Here is a 20,459-nt window from a genome sequence, read left to right on the forward strand (position 1 = left end):
ATCCAAACAGATAGAGATGATCGGATCATTATCTCTTTTAATAGAGAGGGTCCAGTGCGCAAGCTGCACTCATGCAACGGCAGCCGATCTCCGGCTTCCGCTTCGGCTGACCTAAATCCAAGGAGACCATTCATGCCCCACCTTCTCGTCGTCGAGACCAGCCCGCGCGGTGATTACTCGATCTCGCGCAATCTCACCCGTCGCTTCGTCGCTGAATGGCAGGCGGCGCGGCCCGATGGGCAGGTGATTACCCGCGATCTGATGGAAACGGGCCTGTCGTTCGTGAACGCGCCGTGGCTTCAGGCTTATTTCACGCCGCCCGAGCAGCATTCAACCGAGATGACAGAAGTGCTTCGGCTGTCGGACGAACTTGTCGCGGAGCTGCTGACGGCCGAACATCTCGTCATATCCACACCCGTGTACAACTACAACATCCCGGCGGTACTCAAGGCTTGGGTCGATCACATCGTGCGCAAGGGGCTGACGCTCGGGATGGATGGGAAAGGTCTTGTCATAGGCAAGAAGGCGACCGTGCTGATGGCTTCTGGTGGCGTCTACACCGAGGGTTCCCCAATCCGCCATCGAGATATCGCGACCCAGTATCTGCGCGTGATTCTGGACGCCATCGGCATTGCCGACGTGACTTTCGTTGCGGCAGGTGGAGCGAAGGCTGTCGATATGGGCGAGATCGGGCGCGAGGACTTCTTGGACAAGTTCCAGGGAGAAATCAGGGCAGCTGCCGCTAGCCCTGCTTTCGGGACGGGCTCGGCGCGTGCCGCTTAACCAATCGCGTGAGATCGGGCGTGAGAGCCCAGCGGGCTGGAACAAGGACGACGCGAAATCACACTGTTCAAGAATTCCGGCGGCGCCCATCTCGATCTCTTCACGGCGCAGGAACTGCTGAAACGGATCCGCCGGGAAATGGAGTACAGTTGATCGAAACCGGCCTCGATGAAGGCACCCATCTCGTCGCTGGCGGCCTCGGCAGACCCGACGGTTTTGAGCGCGGGTATTTTGTCCCGCAGATCTGCCGCTCTGTCGGGCGTCTCCCCGCTCTTCGAACGGCGCCCAGACGCCGTCAGGCCCACCCCAACCTTCGCGACTTTGTGGCCTTCAAATATTCGGTCGCGCGCTGCTCGAAGAAGTTAGCGCGCGCGACCAGTTCCCGGCGTCGATCACACGGTCGTAGATCGATTACTGCTCCTTCTTGAACAAATCCTGGAAGATGAGCTGGCCCCAAGTGCGGCCGCGTGCGTGCACCAGCGCGCCACCCTCGTTGAGCTTTCCCAGCTTGACGGGTGCGAACCCGAGTTGTTTGGCCAAATCCGCCACGGGAGCGATCGCGTCCTCGTCGTCGCTCGACAGAAAGACGACCCGGTGGCCGCCCTCGACGACCGGATCGGCAGCCAGGGTAGCTGCAATCAAGTGATTGAAACCTTTCACGAACTTGGCGCCGGTGAACGACTTCGCAACGAAGGCGGACGACGGGAGACCGTCCAGCTCCTCAAGGGGAACTAACGCGTTCATCGCGTCGATGACCGTCTTGCCTTTCCAGCTCGGCAGGGCCTTCGCAACCTCGCGATGTTCCCCGAACGGGATCGCCAAGATGATTGTGTCTGCCTCGAGCGCATCCCGCAGCGACTTGGCGACGACCGTGGGTCCAATCGCCCGAGCCTGCGGCGCCAACGCCTCGGGCGGCCGGCGGCTCGCGACGGCCACCTTGATGTTCTTACGGGCGAAGGCGTGGGCGAGGGCCTGGCCTATCTTGCCGAATCCTACAATTGCATAGCTCATAATGCTTCTCCGATCCGTGTTGATATTGATTCCCCGGCCTTCAACGGCGCTGGGTTACCCGTTTCGCTGCATGGCGACCTTCGCGTAGACGTCCCGCCGTGAACGACTTCGGCGCGGCCGGACGGTCAGCCGCTCCCGCGATCCGGCGCGATTTCAGATGGCCGAGAAGCCGCCGTCGACATTCAACTCCATCCCATTCACGAAGCTCGAATCGTCTGAAGCAAGAAACAGCGCGACCGCCGCAATTTCCTCAGGACGGCCCATCTTTCCCCGCGGGATCAGGGATTCGAACATCTGCTTCGCCTCCTCGGTGAGAACCTGGTCCTGCATCGGCGTGGCGATCGGCCCCGGGTGCAGCACGTTCACCCGGATATTCCTGACCTTGAGTTCGTTGAGCCAACCGCGTGCGAATGCGTGCAACGTCGCCTTGCTCGCCGCATACACGCTGTAGCCAGGAAAACCTTTGATCGAAGCAACTGACCCGGTCATGAAGATCGATCCGCCATCGTTGAACAGCGGCAACGCCTTCTGAACCGTAAACAGCGTGCCGCGCGCATTCAGGTTGAAGGCCGCATCGAAGTGCTGCTCGGTAATCTCGCCCAGTGGGACGGCTTCGCCCATGCCGGCGCTCGCGTACAGGATGTCGATCTTGCCCTTTTCCCGCTTGACCGTGTCGAACAGACGGTCGAGGTCGTCGAGATTGGCCGCGTCGCCGCGCACGCCGGTCACGTTTCGGCCAATCAGCTTGACGGCCTCGTCGAGCGCCTCCTGCCTCCGGCCCGTGATGAAAACATAGGCGCCTTCTTCAACGAACCGCTTGGCGCTCGCCAGCGCCATGCCGCTCGATCCACCCGTGATGACTGCAACCTTACCGTCTAGCTTTCCCATGACTTTTCCTTCCAGGCTCTGCCTTTGGTCGTTCGGGAAGAACCCCGAGAGCCTGGAAATAAGTCTGCCGGGGTCAGGCGTTGAGTGCGGAAGCGTGCACATCGGTGGTGCGAAATCGATCCGGCTGGACGACTGACGCCAGCCGCGACGATCGGTGTCCGCCGTTCGGAATTGGGCCGCGCTCGTCGACATAAGCTATGATGACCGCCCGTACTGCGTTAGATACAGGCTTTGGAAGGCGCACCGCGCGGTGCCGGATTGCACCATGATCGACTGGCACCATGATCGACTGGGATGACATTCGCTACTTTCTTGCCGTGGCGCGGGGAGGCTCGGTGCGGGCTGCCGCCGAGGGCCTCGGGGTGTATCACTCGACCGTGCTGCGACGCATCGCACAGCTCGAGGAACGCCTCGGGGCGCATATGTTCGAAAAGCTGCCTTCGGGCTACCGCCTGACGGCTGCGGGCGAGGAGGTCCTCGAGCTCGCGAACCAGATGGAAGCGTCGTCGCACCAGCTGGAGACGCGCGTCTTCGGGCGCGACCAGAGCGTGCGCGGGCTTCTGCGGGTGACGTTGGCTCCGAGCCTCGCGACACACCTGCTCATGCCGGACTTCGCCGATTTCGGGCGTCTGCATCCAGACATCGAGATGGAAATCTTGTCGTCCGGCGAGTTGGCAAATCTGACCAACCGAGAGGCCGACGTGGCGATCCGCGTCGTCTATGACCGCAAAACCCTGCCGCTCAATCTTCACGGCCTGAAGGGACCGGAGCTGTTCGGCGCCGTCTACATGTCCTGCGATCGACTAGCCGCATGGCGTGCGGGCGCGCCTGATCCCATCCGGTGGATCGTCATAAGCATTCATGGAATTCCGGATTGGGCCAGCGAGGGTGAGGTTCGCACCACGGGGGTTCCATTCAGGACCACGGACGCCGAGGCGCAGATCGTTGCTGTACGGCAAGGGCTCGGGATCACGACACTGCCGTGCTTCGTCGGAGATGCCGACCCCCTGCTGGTGAGGGTGCCGGGCACCGACCTGCACATGTACGGAACGCTCTGGCTTCTCACACAGGGGGAGACACGCAAGACGAAACGCGTGCGGCTCTTCACGGAGTTCGTATCCCGCAGGCTCGCCGCGTACGCTCCGCTTCTCGCGGGGCTGTCCATATCGCGCGACTGACGCCCGGCAGGTCGCCGGCGACCTGCTTCGGATTTTCGAAGGCGGTGGTGCCAGCGCCCGCCGGAGTGCTGCCAGAGTAGGTAAGCACCAACGAACGCCTGATGCAGATCCATCGGACGTTCAAAGGTGACCTGTCCAAGCGTGCCATGATCTCGGCTCAAGGCGGAATAATAATTCTCTATATAATCCATAGACATTATATTCTGTCTTCGTTGACGACTGCCTTGTCGGTAGTTTCCTCCCGCAGTCGCCCAACAGGGCTATCAAAGGAGTGACGGATGGGTCGGCATATTCGCTTCAACGCTTTCGACATGAATTGCGTTGGCCACCAATCCCCAGGCCTGTGGAAGCACCCACGCGATAAGTCCTGGAAGTACAAGGATCTGGACTACTGGCAGGATCTGGCTCGGACGCTCGAACGCGGTATTTTCGACGGCATATTCATCGCCGACGTCATCGGCTATTACGACGTCTACAAGGGCTCGAACTACCACGCGATCGAGCAGGCGGCGCAGATTCCAGTCAATGATCCCCTGCAGCTGGCGGCGCCGATCGCGCTTGCCACCGAACATCTCGGCATCGGCATTACCGCCTCGACCTCGTTCGAACACCCTTACACATTCGCCCGCCGTCTTTCGACCGCCGACCATCACACCAAGGGCCGCGTCGGCTGGAATATCGTTACCTCGTATCTGGAAAGCGGCGCCAAGAATGTTGGCCAGGCCGGCCTGAAAAGCCATGACAATCGCTACGAGGTCGCCGCCGAATATGTCGAGGTGCTCTACAAGCTGTTCGAAGGCAGTTGGGAAGAGGGCGCGGTGCAGCGTGATCCGGTTCGCGGTATCTTCACCGACCCCAGCAAGGTCCACGAGATCGGCCACAAGGGTAAATTCTTCGAAGTGCCTGGCTACCATCTGTCGGAGCCGTCGCCGCAGCGCACCCCGGTTCTCTATCAGGCGGGCGCCTCAGGCCCAGGCAAAGCCTTCGCCGCTGCGCATGCCGAGTGCGTCTTCGTCGGTGCGCCGACCAAATCGCTGCTCAGGGCCTATGTTTCCGAAATCCGCCAAAAAGCCGCCGCCGCCGGCCGTGATCCGAAGAACGTTCTGATCTACAACCTCACCACGCTGATCATCGATGAAACGGATGAAAAGGCCCAGAAGCGTTTCGAGGAGTATCAGAGCTATACGTCCTATGACGGCTCGCTGGTGTTCATGTCAGGCTGGAGTGGCATCGACTTCGGCCAGTATGCGCCGACCGACGCGCTCAAGAAGGTCGAGACCAATGCGATCGTTTCGATGGTCGAACATTTTGCCGGCAAGGACAAGGCCTGGACCGTCGAAGAACTGGCGAAATGGGGCGGCATCGGCGGTGTCGGACCGGTCTTCGTCGGTTCGCCCGGCACCATTGCCGATATCCTGCAGGAATGGGTCGATGAAACAGGTGTCGACGGCTTCAACCTTGCTTATGCGGTAACACCCGAAAGCTTCGAGGCCGCCGTCGATCTGCTGGTGCCGGAACTGCAGAAGCGAGGCGTCTACCCCACCGCCTATAAGCCCGGCACGTTGCGCGAAAAGCTGTTCGGCGAAGGCCCCTATCTCCCCAGGACGCATCCAGCCGACGGCTACCGCGACATCGAGACCGTCAAGCGTCGCGAAGCCCAACTTGCCTCGGCGTCCCACCTGAAATCCGTGAATGCGTGATGACCAATCTGCTGGATCTTCACGATGTCTCGCTATCCTTCAAGGGGGTGCGAGCCCTGAATGCGCTGAGTTTCAGCGTCGCCAAGGGTGAAATCTGTGCTTTGATCGGCCCGAATGGCGCTGGCAAAAGCTCGCTTCTTAATGTCATCAACGGCGTCTATCGCGCCGACGCCGGTGACATTGTCTTCGATGGGTTGCGCTTCGAGGCGATCCATCCGCAAAAGGCAGCCCGTCTCGGCATCGGCCGGACCTTCCAGCACAATGCGTTGTTTCGCCGCCTGACGGTGCGTGAGAACGTGCTGGTTGGTCTTTCTCGTCATGGCACCGCCAGCTTTTTCGAAAACATCTTTCGGCTGGGCAGGGACGGCGCCGAGCGCCACGGCTTCGTCGCCCGCGCTGAGCGCACAATGTCCTTCCTCGGGCTCGCCCGCCATGCCGAAAGCATAGTTTCGACACTTCCCTACGGGCTGCAAAAACGCGTTGATCTCGCCCGCGCCTTGGTCTCTGGCCCCAAGCTGCTGCTGCTCGACGAACCGATGGCCGGCATGAACCAGGAAGAGAAGGAGGAGATGAGCCGCGTGATCCGCGAGGTCAATCGTGTCTTCGGCTCGACCGTGGTGCTGATCGAACACGATGTCGGCATCGTGCTCAACCTCGCCAGCCATGTGGTGGTGCTCGACTACGGCCGCAAGCTCGCGGACGGGGCACCCGACGCGGTGCGCAAAAACCCCGACGTGATAGCCGCCTATCTCGGCACGATTCACTGAGGAACTCATGTCTTACTTCTTTGAAACATTGGTCAGCGGCCTGTTTGCCGGAGTGATGTACTCGCTCGTCGCGATCGGCTTTGTGCTCATTTACAAGGCATCCGGAGTCTTCAATTTCGCGCAAGGGGCGATGCTGCTTTTCTCGGCGCTGACCTTCGTCACCCTGACCGAGAAAGGCATGCCATTCGCCTTGGCCTTCATCGTCACGTCGCTTGTCATGGTGGTGATTGCGATACTGATCGAGTGGCTGGTGCTGCGGCCCCTGCGAAACCGCGACCCGTTGACCCTGTTCATGGCCACTCTGGGATTGAGCTATGTCATCGAGGGCTTTGCCCAACTGCTGATGGGCATGGATGTTCACATGCTCGATCTCGGTATCCCCGATGTCGCCGTGCAGGTCGGCGGCATCTATGTCAGCCAGTTCGACATCATTGCCTCGTTGATCGCGCTGACACTGGTCGCCACACTGGCCATCGCTTTCAACAAGACGCGCATGGGCATCTCGCTTCGCGCCGTGGCCGCCGACACGCTCGCCGCGCAGTCAATCGGCATCCGCCTGCCTGTGATCTGGCGCATCGTCTGGAGCGTCGCCGGCATCGTAGCCCTGGTTGCCGGCCTTGTCTGGGGATCGCGCCAAGGGGTGCAATATTCGCTGTCGCTGGTGACGCTTAAGGCGCTGCCGGTGCTGATCATCGGCGGCTTCTCCTCCATCCCGGGCGCCATCGCTGGCGGCCTGCTTGTCGGCGCGACCGAGGCCTTGGCCGACATCTATGTCGGCCCATTGGTCAACGGCAGCGTTTCCACCTGGTTTGCCTACATCCTCGCTGTCGGCTTCCTGCTGATACGCCCAGCCGGCCTGTTCGGCGACCGTGAAATCGAAAGGGTCTGATCGTGACCACGCTGCAGGAATCTGCCCCGTCCAAGCCGCTCCGCCAGCCTGTATTTGGGATTGGCACTATCGCCGTCGTCGCTGGCCTGATCGCAGCCTTTGCGGTGCCGGTTCTTGCCGACGATTACTGGCTAAGCTCGATCATCATCCCGATGGTGATCATGGGGCTTGCCGGGATCGGCCTGAACCTGCTGATGGGTTATACCGGGCTGGTGTCGATTGGTTCGGCTGCCTTCATGTCGATCGGCGCCTTCTCGACCTACAATCTGCTGCTGCGTGCGCCGTTCTTGCCGCTGCCGGTGGTTCTGATCCTTGCCGGCCTGATCGCGGCGATTGCCGGCGTGATATTCGGGTTGCCGGCGCTGCGCATCAAGGGCTTCTATCTCAGCGCCTCGACCCTCGGCGCACAGTTCTTCTTCGAATGGTTGTTCACCAATTTCAGCTGGTTTTCGAACGACAGCCAGTCGCTGACCATCTCGGCGCCTCGACTGCAGATCCTCGACTACGATCTTCAGTCGGCCACCGGCCGCTACTATCTGGTCATTGCGACCACGGCGCTGCTCATCGCGCTGGCCTTCGCTATCGTCAAAAGCCGGGTCGGCCGCGAATGGATGGCGATCCGCGATATGGATGTGGCTGCCTCGGTCATCGGCATCCGCGTCGCGCACCGCAAACTGCTGTCCTTCGGCATAAGCTCGTTTTTCCTTGGTATCGCCGGCGCGCTCTGGGCGTTCGGATATCTCGGTACCGCGGATGCGCATGCGTTCAATCTCGATAAATCGTTCCAGATCCTGTTCATCGTCATCATCGGCGGTGTGGCGACCATCTTCGGCAATTTTCTCGGTGCCGCCTTCATCGTGCTGACGCCGATCCTGCTCGACCGGCTGTCGCTGGTCATCGATTTGTCATTTCTCGGCGATCAGGGCGCGCTGGCAAACCTGCAGCACATCATCTTCGGCACGATCATCATCGTGCTGCTGATCAAGGAACCGGACGGATTGTCGAGCCTCATAAAGCGCGGCGTGGCAGCACTGCGCCCACAGGCCAGATCTTCGGGCTGAAACCTCAGACAAGGCGAAACACCACGGCGCCGGGTGTTTCGCCTCCTCCCAAGCATCAGGCGTCATTTCCTCAAACCACTCACACAAGGGTCGCACAATGTCATTGTTTACCAAGGCCATGTCGTTGGCCACTGCCGCGATGGCTGTCACGCTGATGAGCAGCGCGTCCTTCGCCGAAGATGGCAGTGGCCAACAGCTCTATCCGCTGTTTACCTACCGCACCGGGCCCTATGCCCCATCGTTCATTCCCTTCGGTGCCGGCAATATCGATTATCTCCGCTACATCAATGAGGTCGAGGGCGGTGTCGATGGCGTCAAGATACTGGTCCAGGAATGCGAGACGGCCTACACGATCGAGCGCGGCATCGAATGCTACGAGCGCTACAAGAACGGCTATAACGGCGCGCTGACGGCGGCAATCTATCCGCATTCGAGCGGCCTCGACGTGGCCCTCACCGACAAGGCCCGCATCGACAAGATTCCGATCGTCAGCCCTGGCGGCGGCCAGAACATCGCCACGGACGGTCGCGTCTTTCCCTACCAGTATCCGCTGGTGTTCGACTACTGGAGCGAAGCCCAGATCATCGTCGATTACATCGCCCAGCAGGCTGGCGGTTATGACAAGCTCAAGGGGCTGAAGATCGCGACGCTCTATCACGACTCCGGCTATGGCCGCGATACGATCGAGCCGCTCGGCATCCTGGCCAAGAAATACGGCTTCGAAGATATCCAGATCCCCGTTCCGCATCCCGGCGAACAGCAGCAGACACAGTGGCAGCAGATCCGCCGTGCAAACGCGGACTGGGTCTTTCTGCGCGGCTGGGGCGTCATGACGCCGGTGGCGATCAAGACGGCGGCCCGCGTCGGCTTCCCCGCCGATCGGATCATCGGCGACATCTGGAGCGGTTCGGAAGACGACGCCCGTCCGGCGGGCGCTGCCGCCAAGGGTTATCTCGCCGTCTCCGTCTTCCCGCCGGGCACCGACTACGGCATCTTGAAGACGCTCAAGAAAGATATCCTCGACAAGGGCGAGTCGGACTTGAAGGACAATTCGAAGTTCGGCACGGTTTACTACAATTACGGCGTGATCGAAGCCATCACCTTCGTCGAGGCGCTGCGCACAGGCCATAAGAAATTCGGTAACAGGCCATTGACCGCCGCCGAAGGCCAGTGGGCGCTCGAAAACCTCGACATCGATCAGAAGCGGATCGCCGAGCTTGGCGCGGAAGGCCTCATCAGTCCGCTGAAAACTTCCATCGACAACCACAAGGGCGAAACCATCGCCGCCAAGATCATCCAATGGAACGGTCAGTCCTGGGACACCAGGACCGACTGGATTAAGGCCGATGCCTCGCTGTTTGCCGACGTCATCAAGGCAAAGGCTGCCGCCTACGCCAAGGAAAAGGGCATCCAGCCTCGCGTTGCAACGAACTGACACCAACCCACACTGACAGGATCGATCTATGATCATTGCAGCGAAAAGCTTCCTCGAGATCCAGAATATGGAAGCGCTCTATGGTCAGGCGGTCCTTGCTGTGCGCGACGTGTCGCTCAAGGTCGAGCAGGGCAAGATCGTTGCCCTGCTCGGCGCCAATGGCGCGGGCAAGACAACGACGCTGAAGGCGGTGTCCAATCTGCTTGGACCTGAGCGCGGCAAAGTCAGCCGCGGCAGCATCCTCTGGCAGGGCGAGCCGGTCAGCGGCCTGTCGGCGTCTCGGCTCGTCGCCAAAGGCGTGGTGCAAGTGCTGGAAGGCCGCCATTGCTTTGCACAGCTGACGGTCGAAGAAAACATCCTCTCGGGCGGCTTCGTCCGCAAGCTAAGCAGGGCAGACCTGCAGCGCGATGTCGAACGGATCTACACATGGTTTCCGCGCCTCAAGGATAAGCGCAAAGTCAAGGCTGGCCTGACCTCCGGTGGCGAACAGCAGATGCTAGCCATCGGCCGCGCGCTGATGACCAAGCCAAGCCTTGTACTGCTGGACGAGCCATCGATGGGGCTCGCGCCGATCATCGTGCAGGAAATCTTCGAGATAATCCGCGTCCTGAACAGTGAACAGGGCGTCAGCTTCCTGCTTGCCGAACAGAACGCCAATCTCGCGCTTCGCTATGCCGATTACGGCTACATCCTTGAAAACGGTCGCGTCGTTTTGTCGGGAACGGCAGAGGAACTGCGAGCCCGTGAGGATGTCCAGGACTTTTATCTGGGCGGTGCCAATGCCTCCAAACCACACTGACCGCCTCGCCCGCACCGGGTGGGAAGGCCAACTCCAGGAAAATGCAAATGACACAGATTGATGCGGCCTGGGGTGCAGGCCCCGGCGCTCGCTATGAGAGACTGGCCGGACGGTTCCGGCCGATATTTGGGCAGATCGCTGCCGGCGCGGTCGAGCGGGAGCTTAACCGCGAACTGCCGGTGGCGGAGATTGCGAAGTTGAAGCAGGCGGGCCTGGGCGCGCTGCGCATACCCGAAGCCGAAGGTGGTCTTGGCGCGACGCTGCCCGAACTCGCCAACATCCTGATCGAACTGTCGGAGGCCGATTCCAATATCACCCAGGCGCTACGCGGCCATTTTGGGTTCGTCGAGGATGTGGTCAACAAGACGGCCGGCGAGAGCCGCAAGCGCTGGGCAGAGCGGATTGCCCGCGGCGAGATCGCCGGCAATGCCTGGACCGAGATCGGCGATGCCAAACAGGACGTCTTCTCGACCCGCATCTCGAAGGAGGGCGACCGGCTGGTGCTCAACGGCACCAAATACTACACCACCGGCTCGCTGTTCGCCGACTGGATTGATGTCGGTGCGACGGGGCTCGACGGGGAAGGCATCGTCTTGCAGGTGCGTCGCGACGATCCGGGCGTCGATGTCATCGACGACTGGGACGGTTTTGGCCAGACGCTCACGGCCAGCGGCACCACGATCTTTACCGATGCCACGGTCGATCCGGACGACGTCGTCGTCGACGACGACAAGTTCCGCTATGGCGCTGCCTTCTACCAACTGGTGCATCTTGCTACGCTGGCCGGGATTGGCCGGGCGATGGCCAACGAGACCGCTGCCGCCGTCGCCGCGCGCAAGCGCTCATACTCCAATGCTGCCGGCTCGCGCTCAAGCCAGGATCCGCAGGTGCTTCAGGTCGTCGGCCGTATTCGCAGCAACGCCTATGCGGCCGGCGCCATCGTTTTGCAGGTCGCACAGGCCATCGAACGCGCTTACCAGGCACATTTTGCCGGCCATGCCGATTTGGAGGAAAAGGCCAATGCGGTCGCCGAACTCGAGACATCGCAGGCGGTGACGGTGGTCACGAACCTGGTTCTTGAGGCGTCGACGATTATCTTCGATGCGCTGGGTGCATCCTCGACCAGGAAGCCGATCGGCCTCGATCGCCATTGGCGCAATGCCCGTACCCTGTCGTCCCATAACCCACGCATCTACAAGGATCGCATCGTTGGCGACTACGCAGTGAACGGCACGCCACCACCCTATCAATGGCGGATCGGGCGCAGCCCGTTGTAAGCCAGCGTGGGGAGCCACTGAAGCAACGCGGATGGTTTTTCGTCGTTGCTGAAATTAAATGAAAAATCCGACCTTTAGGACGCGCGTGAAGTGCTGCAAATCTCAGTTTGAACAAGGAGATTTGACCAGTCATGCAGATATCGGTTTCGGGAATCGCGGCTTTCGCGTTGACGCTGACCCTGGCGGCCTCGGCAGCCCAGGCCGGAGAGACGCTCGATCGGGTTCACAAGACCGGCGTCGTCGTCGATACCCTGGTCAATGACTATCCGCCCTTTGCCTTCATCAACGACAAGAACGAACTGGACGGTTTCGATGTCGATGTGGCGAAAGCCTTTGCAGAAAAGCTCGGCGTCAAGCTGAAGCTGGAATCGCCTGGTTGGGAGACCATTGTCGGCGGCAAGTGGGCCGGCCGCTGGGACGTCGGCATCACATCGACGACGCCGACCGAAGACCGAGCCAAGGTGCTGAACTTTCCGGTGATCTACTACAGCGTTCCGGCCGTGCTTGTGGTCAATTCGCAGGAGCAGACCATCAAGTCCGTGGCGGACATTTCCGGCAAGCGCGTCGGCGTCGGGTCGGGCTCGTCATACGAAGCCTACGTCAATCGCAACTTCACCATTCCCGGCCAACCGGCGATCGAGTTTCCCTTCCATGACGTGCAGGTCGTACCTGGCGACGAGACCGTGAATTTCCGGAACCTGGCGCTCGGGCCAGGCGTGCGTCTTGACGCCATCGTCGCTTCGCTTGGCACCGCCAAGGGCCAGATAGACGCAACGGGCACGCTGAAGGTGTTGGGCGACCCCTTGTTTGCCGAGCCGAACGCCATCGTCACCGACAAGGGCGATCCGGAATGGGACGCGGAGGTCAAGCGCGTCATCGGGGAACTGAAGACGGAAGGAAAGCTGGCCCTCATTTCGAACAAATGGTTCGGCGTGGACATCACGAAAAATGCCGACTGAACCCGGCTCGGCGGGTCTCGCTGCGGAACTCGTCGCGGTCACGCGGGGTGTTCAACCGATCACGCAGAAATGGAGTTTCCGGTTCAAGGTCTGGCTGACCTGGGCGACGCTGTTGCTGGTGCTCTGCGTGGGCCTCGGCAGCCTCGGTCTCGACTTCGGTCTCATCCGCCAGAAGCTGCCGTTCATGCTTGGCTTGCGCCTGTCTCCCGACGGCTTCGTCCAGGGCGTCGCGCTCACGCTGCTGGTGACGGCCTTGTCCATGATTTTTGCCGTCACCGCGGGTGTCCTGACCGCGCTCGGACGCCTGTCGTCCAACCCTGTCGCCTTTGGCGTGGCGACATTCTACGCGTCGTTCTTTCGCGGCACGCCGCTGCTGGTGCAGGTCTTGCTGATCTACCTGGCGCTGCCGCAGTTCGGCATCATTCTGTCGGCGTTCACCTCCGGTATTCTGGCGCTGTCGCTGAACTATGCGGCCTATCTTGCCGAGACGATCCGGGCAGGCATTTCCTCGGTCGATCGCGGACAACGCGAAGCAGCCTTGGCGCTGGGGCTCTCCCGGCAAGTGATCGCCTGGAAGATCATCGCTCCGCAGGCCATGCGCCTTATCATGCCGCCCGGCGGAGCCCATTTCATTTCGATGCTGAAAGACTCCTCGCTGGTGTCGATCATGGGTCTGTGGGAACTGAATTTCCTTGCCCAATCCTATGGCCGGGCAACCTTCCACTACATGGAAATGCTGCTGACCGCGGCCGTACTCTATTGGGCGCTCTCGATCGGGCTCGAGCTCGTCCAGCACCGGCTTGAGGTGAAATTCGGCCGCGGCTACCGGGGCACCTAAGCTCCTCCATCACTGATATCAAACGGACCTTGAACATGACTGAACAATTGAACGACTTCACCATTCTGGACGGCGGCATGGGGCGTCTCCTCGAGCGCCTTGGCGCGCCGTTCCGCTTGCCGGAATGGTCGGCGCTGTCGCTGATCGAGGCGCCGGATTTCGTGACAAGGGCGCACACTGCATTCGCCGATAGTGGTGCGGATATCATCACCACCAATTCCTACGGGCTGGTGCCGCACATGATTGGCAGGGATCGCTTCGAAAAGGAGGGGCGTGCACTCGCCGACCGAGCCGGGCGTATCGCCCGCGAGGTCGCCGATCGGGCACCTGGCGACATCAGGGTCGCGGGGTCGCTGCCGCCGCTTTTCGAAAGCTACCGGCCCGGCAATTTCAAGCCCGACGAAGCGCCGCGCATCCTTGAAAGCCTGGTTGCGGGACTCGCTCCTTACATCGACCTTTGGCTCATCGAGACGCAAAGCTCCACCGCAGAAGCACTGACGGCACTCGCGGCGGTCAAGCAATTTCATTTGCCGGCATTTGTCTCCTACACCCTCAAGGACGAAGACGGACGAGCCGGTCCTCCGGAGCTCAGGTCAGGCGAGCCGGTCGCCGACGCGGTCGCAGCGACGATTGAGGCCGGTGCATCGGGCATCTTGTTCAATTGCAGCCAGCCCGAGGTCATGGGCGAGGCGGTCGTGGCGGCCCGCAAGGCGATCGCCGCCTCGAGCAATCACAAGATAGAACTTGGCGTCTACGCTAATGCCTTTCTGCCCGAACCGCCCTCCGACACGCCCTATGCGGGAATTTCCGAGATCAGGAAGGATCTGGACCCGGAGAACTATCTCAAATGGGTGAGCCTCTGGGTGGAGCAGGGAGCGACGATCGTCGGCGGTTGCTGCGGCATCGGTCCCGAACACATCTCTGCAATCAAGGCAAGCCGCGATCTCGTGCTGGCCGGCTAAGACATCGGTGGGCGCCAGCTCCCGGATCAGAAAGGACGATTTGAATGAGCGGGTTGAAGGTCAGAACGCGGGAAACCGGCGCCACTGCAGTGTTGCGCCCCGGGCAACCGCCGACGATAACCACGCCGACGAAAGGGAGTATCGATGTCGTGACAGCCGTCGACCAGCCAGGCTTCAATCCGCTTGACCTGCTCTATGCTTCCGTAGCGGCTTGCATGGTGTTGAGCGCCCGCATCGCGGCTGGCAGGCTCGGCGTCGTGGACAGACTGCGCGACGTGCGCGCGGATGTCTCGGGCAGCAAGGCGGAAGGCGACATATCGCGCATCGGCCAGTTCAGAATTGTCCTTGCAATCGAAGGCGATATCGACGCGGCCACAAAGCGGCAGATCGCCGAAGATGCGGAAACGATCTGCACGGTAAGCAACACGCTGCGCGGCAAGCCCGAACTCGTCACGGTGTTCGAAGAATAGGCTTCAATTTCAGAAGTTGGCATGAATACCGCAGACAATGCGCGCAACGGCAATTTGCCTGTGTGATGCCCGGAAATCCATCTCAATTCCATCTCGGAAAGCCAATCCGGCCATTCGACCAAAATAGGCACATATTTCCGATTTGACGGCAAATGGTGGATGTTTGGAGCCAGTCACAGGGTCGGCCACCTTGTAAGAATGGCGCGGTATCAACCGGTCCGAAAATGACGTGGCAACCGATCTCGATCCAAACTTGGGGACCCGGCTGAGAGCGCACCGAGGCGCAATCAAATTCAAACCGACTTCATCACAGTCAACAGGAGATTTCTCGATGAGCCTTGCGCAAACGCGATCCAGGTTGTTGGGCGCGATATTCGGCGCTTCATTGGCGTTGGGGGCCGTCGCCGCCCACGCGGACACGCCACCCAATGTCCTGGTCGTCGCCCAGTCGATCGATGACGCGGTAAGCTTCGACCCCGCCGAGGGTTTTGAACTCACCACCGTGCAATCGTTCAACAACCTCTATCAGCGCCTCGTCCAGACGAACCGCGACGATGCGACGAAGATCGAACCGGCTCTGGCAAGCGCGTGGGAGGCTGGCGCGGACGGCAAGAGCCTCACGCTCGCGCTCGATGGCAAGGCAGCCTTTGCCTCCGGCAATCCGGTGCGCCCGGAAGATGTGATCTTCTCGCTGTCGCGCGCCGTCAAACTCAACAAAGCGCCAGCCTTCATCCTCAACGAACTGGGCTGGACCGCCGAGACCGTCGACAAGGCGATCGAGAAGATCGATGACAGCCACGTCAAACTCACCTGGAGCGCGGATGTCGGCCCGGCCTTCGCCCTGGCCATTCTGACCGCGCCTATCGCCTCGGTGGTCGACGAGAAGGTGGTTGCCGCTGCGGTTAAGGACGGCGATTTCGGCAATGATTGGCTCAAAACCCATTCGGCGGGCAGCGGTGCTTTCGTCATCGCCACCTATACGGCGCATGAGGCGCTGGTCCTTCAGGCCAACAAGCGCGCGCCAGGCGGTGCTCCCAAGCTCGAAAACGTCATCATCCGCAACGTGCCCGATGTCGGCGCGCGGCGCCTTCTGATCGAGCAAGGCGATGCCGATATCGCCCGTGGCCTTTCCGCCGACCAGATCGACGCGTTGACCAAAGTCAAGGGTGTCAAGGTGCTCGCGGTTCCTTCGGCCCGCACCGACTATCTCCTGATCAATTCCAAGGCGAACGCCACGCTCGGCAACCCGGCTTTCTGGGAGGCGGCACGCTACCTCGTCGACTACGAGGGCATTGCAAAGGACCTATTGCGCGGCCAGTCGCAAGTCCATCAGGCGTTCCTGCCGGTCGGCTTTCCCGGTGCCCTGACCGACACGCCTTTCAAGCTCGATGTCGAAAAGGCCAAGAAGATTCTTGCCGACGCCAAAATCGCTGTGCCGGTGAAGGTCGAGTTCCCGGTCTTCAATGATCAGCCCTTCCTGTCTATTGCGCAGTCTCTGCAATCGACCTTTGCCAAGGCAGGCATCGATCTCGACATTCAGCCAGGGGTGGCGAGCGACATCTACGCCAAGGGTCGTTCGGGCAACTACCAGGTGACGCTGCGCTACTGGATTCCCGACTATTTCGACCCGCACTCCAATGCCAGCGCCTTCGCGATCAACAAGGACAACTCGGCCAACACGGTGGCCAAGCAGGCGGGTTGGGTGATCCCAAAATTGACCGATGAAACCCTTGCCGCTGTCAAGGAACAGGATCCCGCCAAGCGCGCCACGCTCTACCAGGACCTGCAGCGTGAAGTCCAGAAAAGCTCACCCTACGTCTTCATCCTGCAAGGCAGCGACCAGGTGGTTTTGCGCGACAATCTGAAAGGCTATAAGCAGGGCCTCAACGCGGATCAGGTCTACTACGACAGGGTCGAAAAATAGTTGGCTTCCGGCAGTCCGGTTCAAAACATTGACAATTCCCGCCAGACCATAGGCTGGCGGGAATTGCATTTTGTATGGGTTGCCCTGCGCTGGCTGATCTCGCTGGCGTTGACGCTTCTTGGCCTTGTCGTGGTCACCTTCGCCATGACGAGGCTGTCTCCGGTCGATCCGGCCACGCAGATGGTCGGCAGCCATGCCAGTGCATCAAGCTATCAGGCCGCCAGGGAGGCGCTTGGGCTGGACCAGCCGCTGCCGATACAATTCCTGCATTATTTGCGAATGGCGGCTTCCGGCGATTTTGGCCAGTCGATCTCGACGGGTCAGCCCGTTGCCAGCGACATTGCACGCACCTTTCCGGCAACGCTGGAACTTGCCACGGTGGCCATCATCATGGGCGCGGCACTCGGGCTTTGCCTCGGCATCTTCGCGGCAATGCGGCCTGGCGGTGTTTTCGACGCGGTGGCCAGGCTGATTTCGTTGGTCGGCTATTCCGTGCCGATCTTCTGGCTGGGGCTGCTCATGCTTCTGCTGTTCTACGCGCGCCTGCATTGGGCGCCGGGGCCTGGCCGTCTTGACGTCCTGTTCCAATACACGGTGCCCGCGCGCACCGGCTTCGTGTTGTTGGACACCTGGCTTTCGGGCAAGCCTGGCGCATTTCGCGATGCGCTGGCGCACCTTGCCCTGCCGGCGACGGTCCTGATGTTCTATGCGCTGGCCGGCATCGCGCGGTTGACGCGGGCTCTGGTTCTGACCGAACTCGGACAGGAATATGCGCTCACCGCCTATGCCAAGGGGGCGGCGGTCCATCGCGTGGTTTTCGTGCATGTGCTGCCTAATATCGCCGGGCAATTGATCACGATTTGCGCACTCGCCTATGCGAGCCTTCTCGAAGGTGCGGTGCTGACCGAGACCGTCTTTGCCTGGCCTGGAATCGGGCGCTACCTGACGACTGCGATGTTTGCTGGCGACATGCCGGCCATTCTCGGCGGCACCATCGTCATCGGCGCTTCGTTCGTCCTTCTCAACACGCTCACCGATCTTGCTGTCGGCAGGACAGCCCGAGGCAGAGCATGATTGTTGCAGGAGCAGGTGGCCGTCTCGGTGACGTTTCTTTTCTCGCGCGTCTGGCGCGCTCGCCCTCGGCCGCCGCAGGCGCCGTTGGCGTTGCGCTCGTCGTGCTTGTCGCCCTGCTTGCGCCGCTGATCGCGCCCTACGATCCCAACCTGCAGGAGACCGCAAACAGGCTGGCCGCGCCCCAGGGCGCCCATTGGCTGGGGACCGATGCTTTTGGCCGGGACCTGCTGTCGCGCCTGATCTACGGCACGCGGCCGACGCTCCTCCTTCTGATGTTCGTCGTTCTTCTGATGGCCCCGCTTGGCATCCTGGTCGGCATCCTGGCCGGGTTCTTCGGTGGCATCGTCGAACGCGTGTTGATGCGCATCACCGATATCGTCATGGCCTTTCCGCGCCTTGTCCTGGCCTTCGCTTTCGTCGCCTTGATCGGTCCCGGACTCGTCAACGGTGCGCTGGCGCTGGCGCTGACGAGCTGGCCTGCTTATGCGCGCCAGGCACGTGTGGAAACGGCTGCGTTGCGCCGCAACGACTATCTCTCGGCGGCTGAAATGGTCGGCATCCGCGGTTTCAGGTTACTGTGGGGCCATGTGCTGCCGATGCTGCTGCCTTCCGCCATCATCCGCATCGCCCTCGATATGAGCGGCGTCATCCTTGCCGCCGCAGGCCTCGGCTTTCTTGGTCTCGGCGTACGGCCGCCAACAGCGGAGTGGGGGTCGATGGTGGCCGACGGCACCCAGGTCATTTTCGACCAGTGGTGGATCGCCGCCGCCCCGGGCTTTGCGATCTTTCTGACCAGCTTGGCCTTCAACCTGCTTGCCGACGGCCTGCGCGATATCCTGGATCCGCGCCATGGCTGAGCCGCTTCTGCGTATCGAAGATCTGACCATTTCCTTTCCATCGCGACAGGGGCAGGGCGCCGTTGTCCGTTCTGTTTCCTTCGAAGTAGGGGCGGAAATTGTCGCTGTGGTCGGCGAATCCGGGTCCGGCAAGTCGCTGACCGGCCGGGCCATCATGGGACTGCTGCCGCCTCGCGCCGAAACAACCGCAAAGACCTTGTCGTTTGAGGGCAGGGACCTCACTCGCCTCGCTGCCGCCCATTGGCGTGCCTTGCGCGGCAGCGCCATCGCTCTCATTCTTCAGGACCCGAAATATTCACTCAATCCTTCGATGCGGGTCGGCCGGCAGGTGGAGGAGACGCTGCTTCTGCACACTTCGCTTTCGGCGCGTGAGCGGCGTGAGAAGGCGCTGGCCATGCTGTCGCGTGTCGGCTTCGATGACCCGCAGCGCGTCCATGCCAGCTACCCCCGCGAACTGTCGGGCGGCATGGGCCAGCGCGCCATGATCGCGGCGATGCTGATCAACAAGCCCTCCCTGCTGATCGCCGACGAAGCGACATCGGCGCTCGACCACGATCTCCAGGTTCAGATCCTGGAGCTGCTCGGTGGCCTGACGCGGGAGCTGGGCATGGGCCTGCTGCTGATCAGCCATGATCTCCAGCAGGTGGCCCGTTTTGCCGACCGGGTTCTGGTAATGCGCCAGGGAACCATCGTCGACCGGCTCGCCGCAAGCGAGCTCGCCGACGCGACGCATCCCTATACGCTGGCGCTGTGGAACGCCCGTCCATCCGGCGTCACATACGGGACAAGACTGCCCACCGTTGCCGACGAGATGGAGCCATGACGGCCGCTCTTGCCGTCGAGGGCCTGTCGGTGTCGTTCGGCGATCGTTCCCGCGGAGATGCAGGCCGGCGTGCCGTCGTTCACGATGTCAGCTTCACGGTGACCGCCGGTGAGACATTCGGGCTGATCGGTCCCTCCGGTTGCGGCAAGACAACCGTTCTTCGCACGATTGCCGGGCTCAACACCGACTGGCAAGGCGCCATCTGCGTTGGCGACATTGCGCTTGTTCCCGGGCGCAAGATCGAGGGGAGGCTACGCGATGATGTGCAGATGGTGTTCCAGGACCCTCACTCATCGCTGCACCCGCGTCATCGCGTCGAGCACATTCTTGGCGAGCCGCTTGCCATTCGCGGCATTTCCGGTGTCGCTTCGAAGGTGACGGAGTTGCTGGAGCAGGTAGGACTTGCGGCCCACATGGTCAGCCGTTTCCCGCATCAGCTTTCTGGCGGCCAACGCCAACGTGTCGCAATCGCGCGTGCGTTGCTCCTCAAACCCAAGCTTCTGCTGCTGGACGAGCCGACCTCAGCGCTCGATGTGTCGGCCCAGGCAGGGATTCTCAATCTGCTGGCCGATTTGAAGCGAGATCATGGCACGACCCTGGTGCTGGTTAGTCATGACCCTGGCGTTGTCGGCCATCTCTGCGACCGCGCAGCGCGGATGGCAAAGGGTAGGCTGGAGACCATCCTCGACCGCAGCGCGCTTTCACGATTGTCTTGACTTTGAAGGAAGTCTTGCGATCGGCCATTCTATAATCGCAATAAGGTC

20 protein-coding genes are annotated in these 20,459 nt (G+C 61.3%); 18 read left to right on the top strand and 2 right to left on the bottom strand.

The window, feature by feature from the left end; genetic code table 11:
- The first annotated feature begins 132 nt into the window (after positions 1-132).
- Entirely contained in the window at positions 133-783 is a 651-nt protein-coding gene (locus tag JT360_RS18655; protein ID WP_214473196.1) for an FMN-dependent NADH-azoreductase, read from the top strand.
- A 411-nt stretch (positions 784-1,194) separates the two neighbouring features.
- On the opposite strand, the gene JT360_RS18660 is transcribed toward JT360_RS18655, so the two are convergent.
- Positions 1,195-1,794 carry an NADPH-dependent F420 reductase gene (locus tag JT360_RS18660; protein ID WP_214473197.1) on the bottom strand — a complete coding sequence of 200 codons (600 nt, stop codon included), beginning with the start codon at positions 1,792-1,794 and terminating at the stop codon, positions 1,195-1,197.
- 153 nt (positions 1,795-1,947) lie between these two features.
- Entirely contained in the window at positions 1,948-2,682 is a 735-nt protein-coding gene (locus JT360_RS18665) for an SDR family NAD(P)-dependent oxidoreductase (protein WP_214473198.1), read from the bottom strand.
- A 281-nt stretch (positions 2,683-2,963) separates the two neighbouring features.
- On the opposite strand from JT360_RS18665, the gene JT360_RS18670 reads away from it, so the two are divergent.
- From JT360_RS18670 to JT360_RS18750, 17 genes are all read left to right on the top strand, one after another.
- Positions 2,964-3,860 (top strand): LysR family transcriptional regulator, encoded by an 897-nt coding sequence (locus JT360_RS18670; protein ID WP_214473199.1) that lies wholly within the window; start codon positions 2,964-2,966, stop codon positions 3,858-3,860.
- A 278-nt stretch (positions 3,861-4,138) separates the two neighbouring features.
- Positions 4,139-5,560 (top strand): LLM class flavin-dependent oxidoreductase, encoded by a 1,422-nt coding sequence (locus tag JT360_RS18675; protein WP_214473200.1) that lies wholly within the window; start codon positions 4,139-4,141, stop codon positions 5,558-5,560.
- Entirely contained in the window at positions 5,560-6,327 is a 768-nt protein-coding gene (locus tag JT360_RS18680) for an ABC transporter ATP-binding protein (RefSeq protein ID WP_214473201.1), read from the top strand. The genes JT360_RS18675 and JT360_RS18680 overlap by 1 nt, the downstream gene beginning before the upstream one ends.
- A 7-nt stretch (positions 6,328-6,334) precedes the next feature.
- Positions 6,335-7,216, top strand: a complete 882-nt coding sequence (locus tag JT360_RS18685; protein WP_214473202.1) for a branched-chain amino acid ABC transporter permease — start codon at positions 6,335-6,337, stop codon at positions 7,214-7,216.
- A gap of 11 nt (positions 7,217-7,227) precedes the next feature.
- The gene (locus tag JT360_RS18690) at positions 7,228-8,277 is read left to right on the top strand and encodes a branched-chain amino acid ABC transporter permease (protein WP_214473234.1); all 1,050 of its coding nucleotides are present in this window, start codon (positions 7,228-7,230) and stop codon (positions 8,275-8,277) included.
- A gap of 97 nt (positions 8,278-8,374) precedes the next feature.
- The gene (locus tag JT360_RS18695; protein ID WP_214473203.1) at positions 8,375-9,712 is read left to right on the top strand and encodes an ABC transporter substrate-binding protein; all 1,338 of its coding nucleotides are present in this window, start codon (positions 8,375-8,377) and stop codon (positions 9,710-9,712) included.
- Between the two features lie 28 nt (positions 9,713-9,740).
- Entirely contained in the window at positions 9,741-10,511 is a 771-nt protein-coding gene (locus JT360_RS18700; RefSeq protein ID WP_214473204.1) for an ABC transporter ATP-binding protein, read from the top strand.
- A 47-nt stretch (positions 10,512-10,558) separates the two neighbouring features.
- Positions 10,559-11,788: an acyl-CoA dehydrogenase family protein gene (locus JT360_RS18705; protein ID WP_214473205.1), complete on the top strand. Its 1,230-nt coding sequence runs from the start codon at positions 10,559-10,561 to the stop codon at positions 11,786-11,788.
- 131 nt (positions 11,789-11,919) lie between these two features.
- Positions 11,920-12,747, top strand: a complete 828-nt coding sequence (locus tag JT360_RS18710) for a transporter substrate-binding domain-containing protein (RefSeq protein WP_214473206.1) — start codon at positions 11,920-11,922, stop codon at positions 12,745-12,747.
- Positions 12,737-13,585 carry an amino acid ABC transporter permease gene (locus tag JT360_RS18715; protein ID WP_214473207.1) on the top strand — a complete coding sequence of 283 codons (849 nt, stop codon included), beginning with the start codon at positions 12,737-12,739 and terminating at the stop codon, positions 13,583-13,585. The genes JT360_RS18710 and JT360_RS18715 overlap by 11 nt, the downstream gene beginning before the upstream one ends.
- A 35-nt stretch (positions 13,586-13,620) precedes the next feature.
- Positions 13,621-14,547: a homocysteine S-methyltransferase family protein gene (locus JT360_RS18720; RefSeq protein ID WP_250888896.1), complete on the top strand. Its 927-nt coding sequence runs from the start codon at positions 13,621-13,623 to the stop codon at positions 14,545-14,547.
- 44 nt (positions 14,548-14,591) lie between these two features.
- Positions 14,592-15,017, top strand: coding sequence for an OsmC family protein (locus JT360_RS18725; RefSeq protein WP_214473208.1), 426 nt, complete (start codon positions 14,592-14,594; stop codon positions 15,015-15,017).
- Positions 15,018-15,348: 331 nt separating this feature from the next.
- Positions 15,349-16,941, top strand: coding sequence for an ABC transporter substrate-binding protein (locus tag JT360_RS18730; protein ID WP_214473209.1), 1,593 nt, complete (start codon positions 15,349-15,351; stop codon positions 16,939-16,941).
- 63 nt (positions 16,942-17,004) lie between these two features.
- The gene (locus JT360_RS18735) at positions 17,005-18,015 is read left to right on the top strand and encodes an ABC transporter permease (protein WP_250888897.1); all 1,011 of its coding nucleotides are present in this window, start codon (positions 17,005-17,007) and stop codon (positions 18,013-18,015) included.
- Positions 18,012-18,872 (top strand): ABC transporter permease, encoded by an 861-nt coding sequence (locus tag JT360_RS18740; protein ID WP_214473210.1) that lies wholly within the window; start codon positions 18,012-18,014, stop codon positions 18,870-18,872. The genes JT360_RS18735 and JT360_RS18740 overlap by 4 nt, the downstream gene beginning before the upstream one ends.
- Positions 18,865-19,695, top strand: a complete 831-nt coding sequence (locus JT360_RS18745; RefSeq protein WP_214473211.1) for an ABC transporter ATP-binding protein — start codon at positions 18,865-18,867, stop codon at positions 19,693-19,695. The genes JT360_RS18740 and JT360_RS18745 overlap by 8 nt, the downstream gene beginning before the upstream one ends.
- Positions 19,692-20,411, top strand: a complete 720-nt coding sequence (locus tag JT360_RS18750) for an ABC transporter ATP-binding protein (RefSeq protein WP_214473212.1) — start codon at positions 19,692-19,694, stop codon at positions 20,409-20,411. The genes JT360_RS18745 and JT360_RS18750 overlap by 4 nt, the downstream gene beginning before the upstream one ends.
- Positions 20,412-20,459 lie beyond the last annotated feature (48 nt).

The sequence above is a fragment of the Mesorhizobium sp. dw_380 genome, assembly GCF_018588885.1.
Taxonomy (GTDB): Bacteria; Pseudomonadota; Alphaproteobacteria; order Rhizobiales; family Rhizobiaceae; genus Mesorhizobium.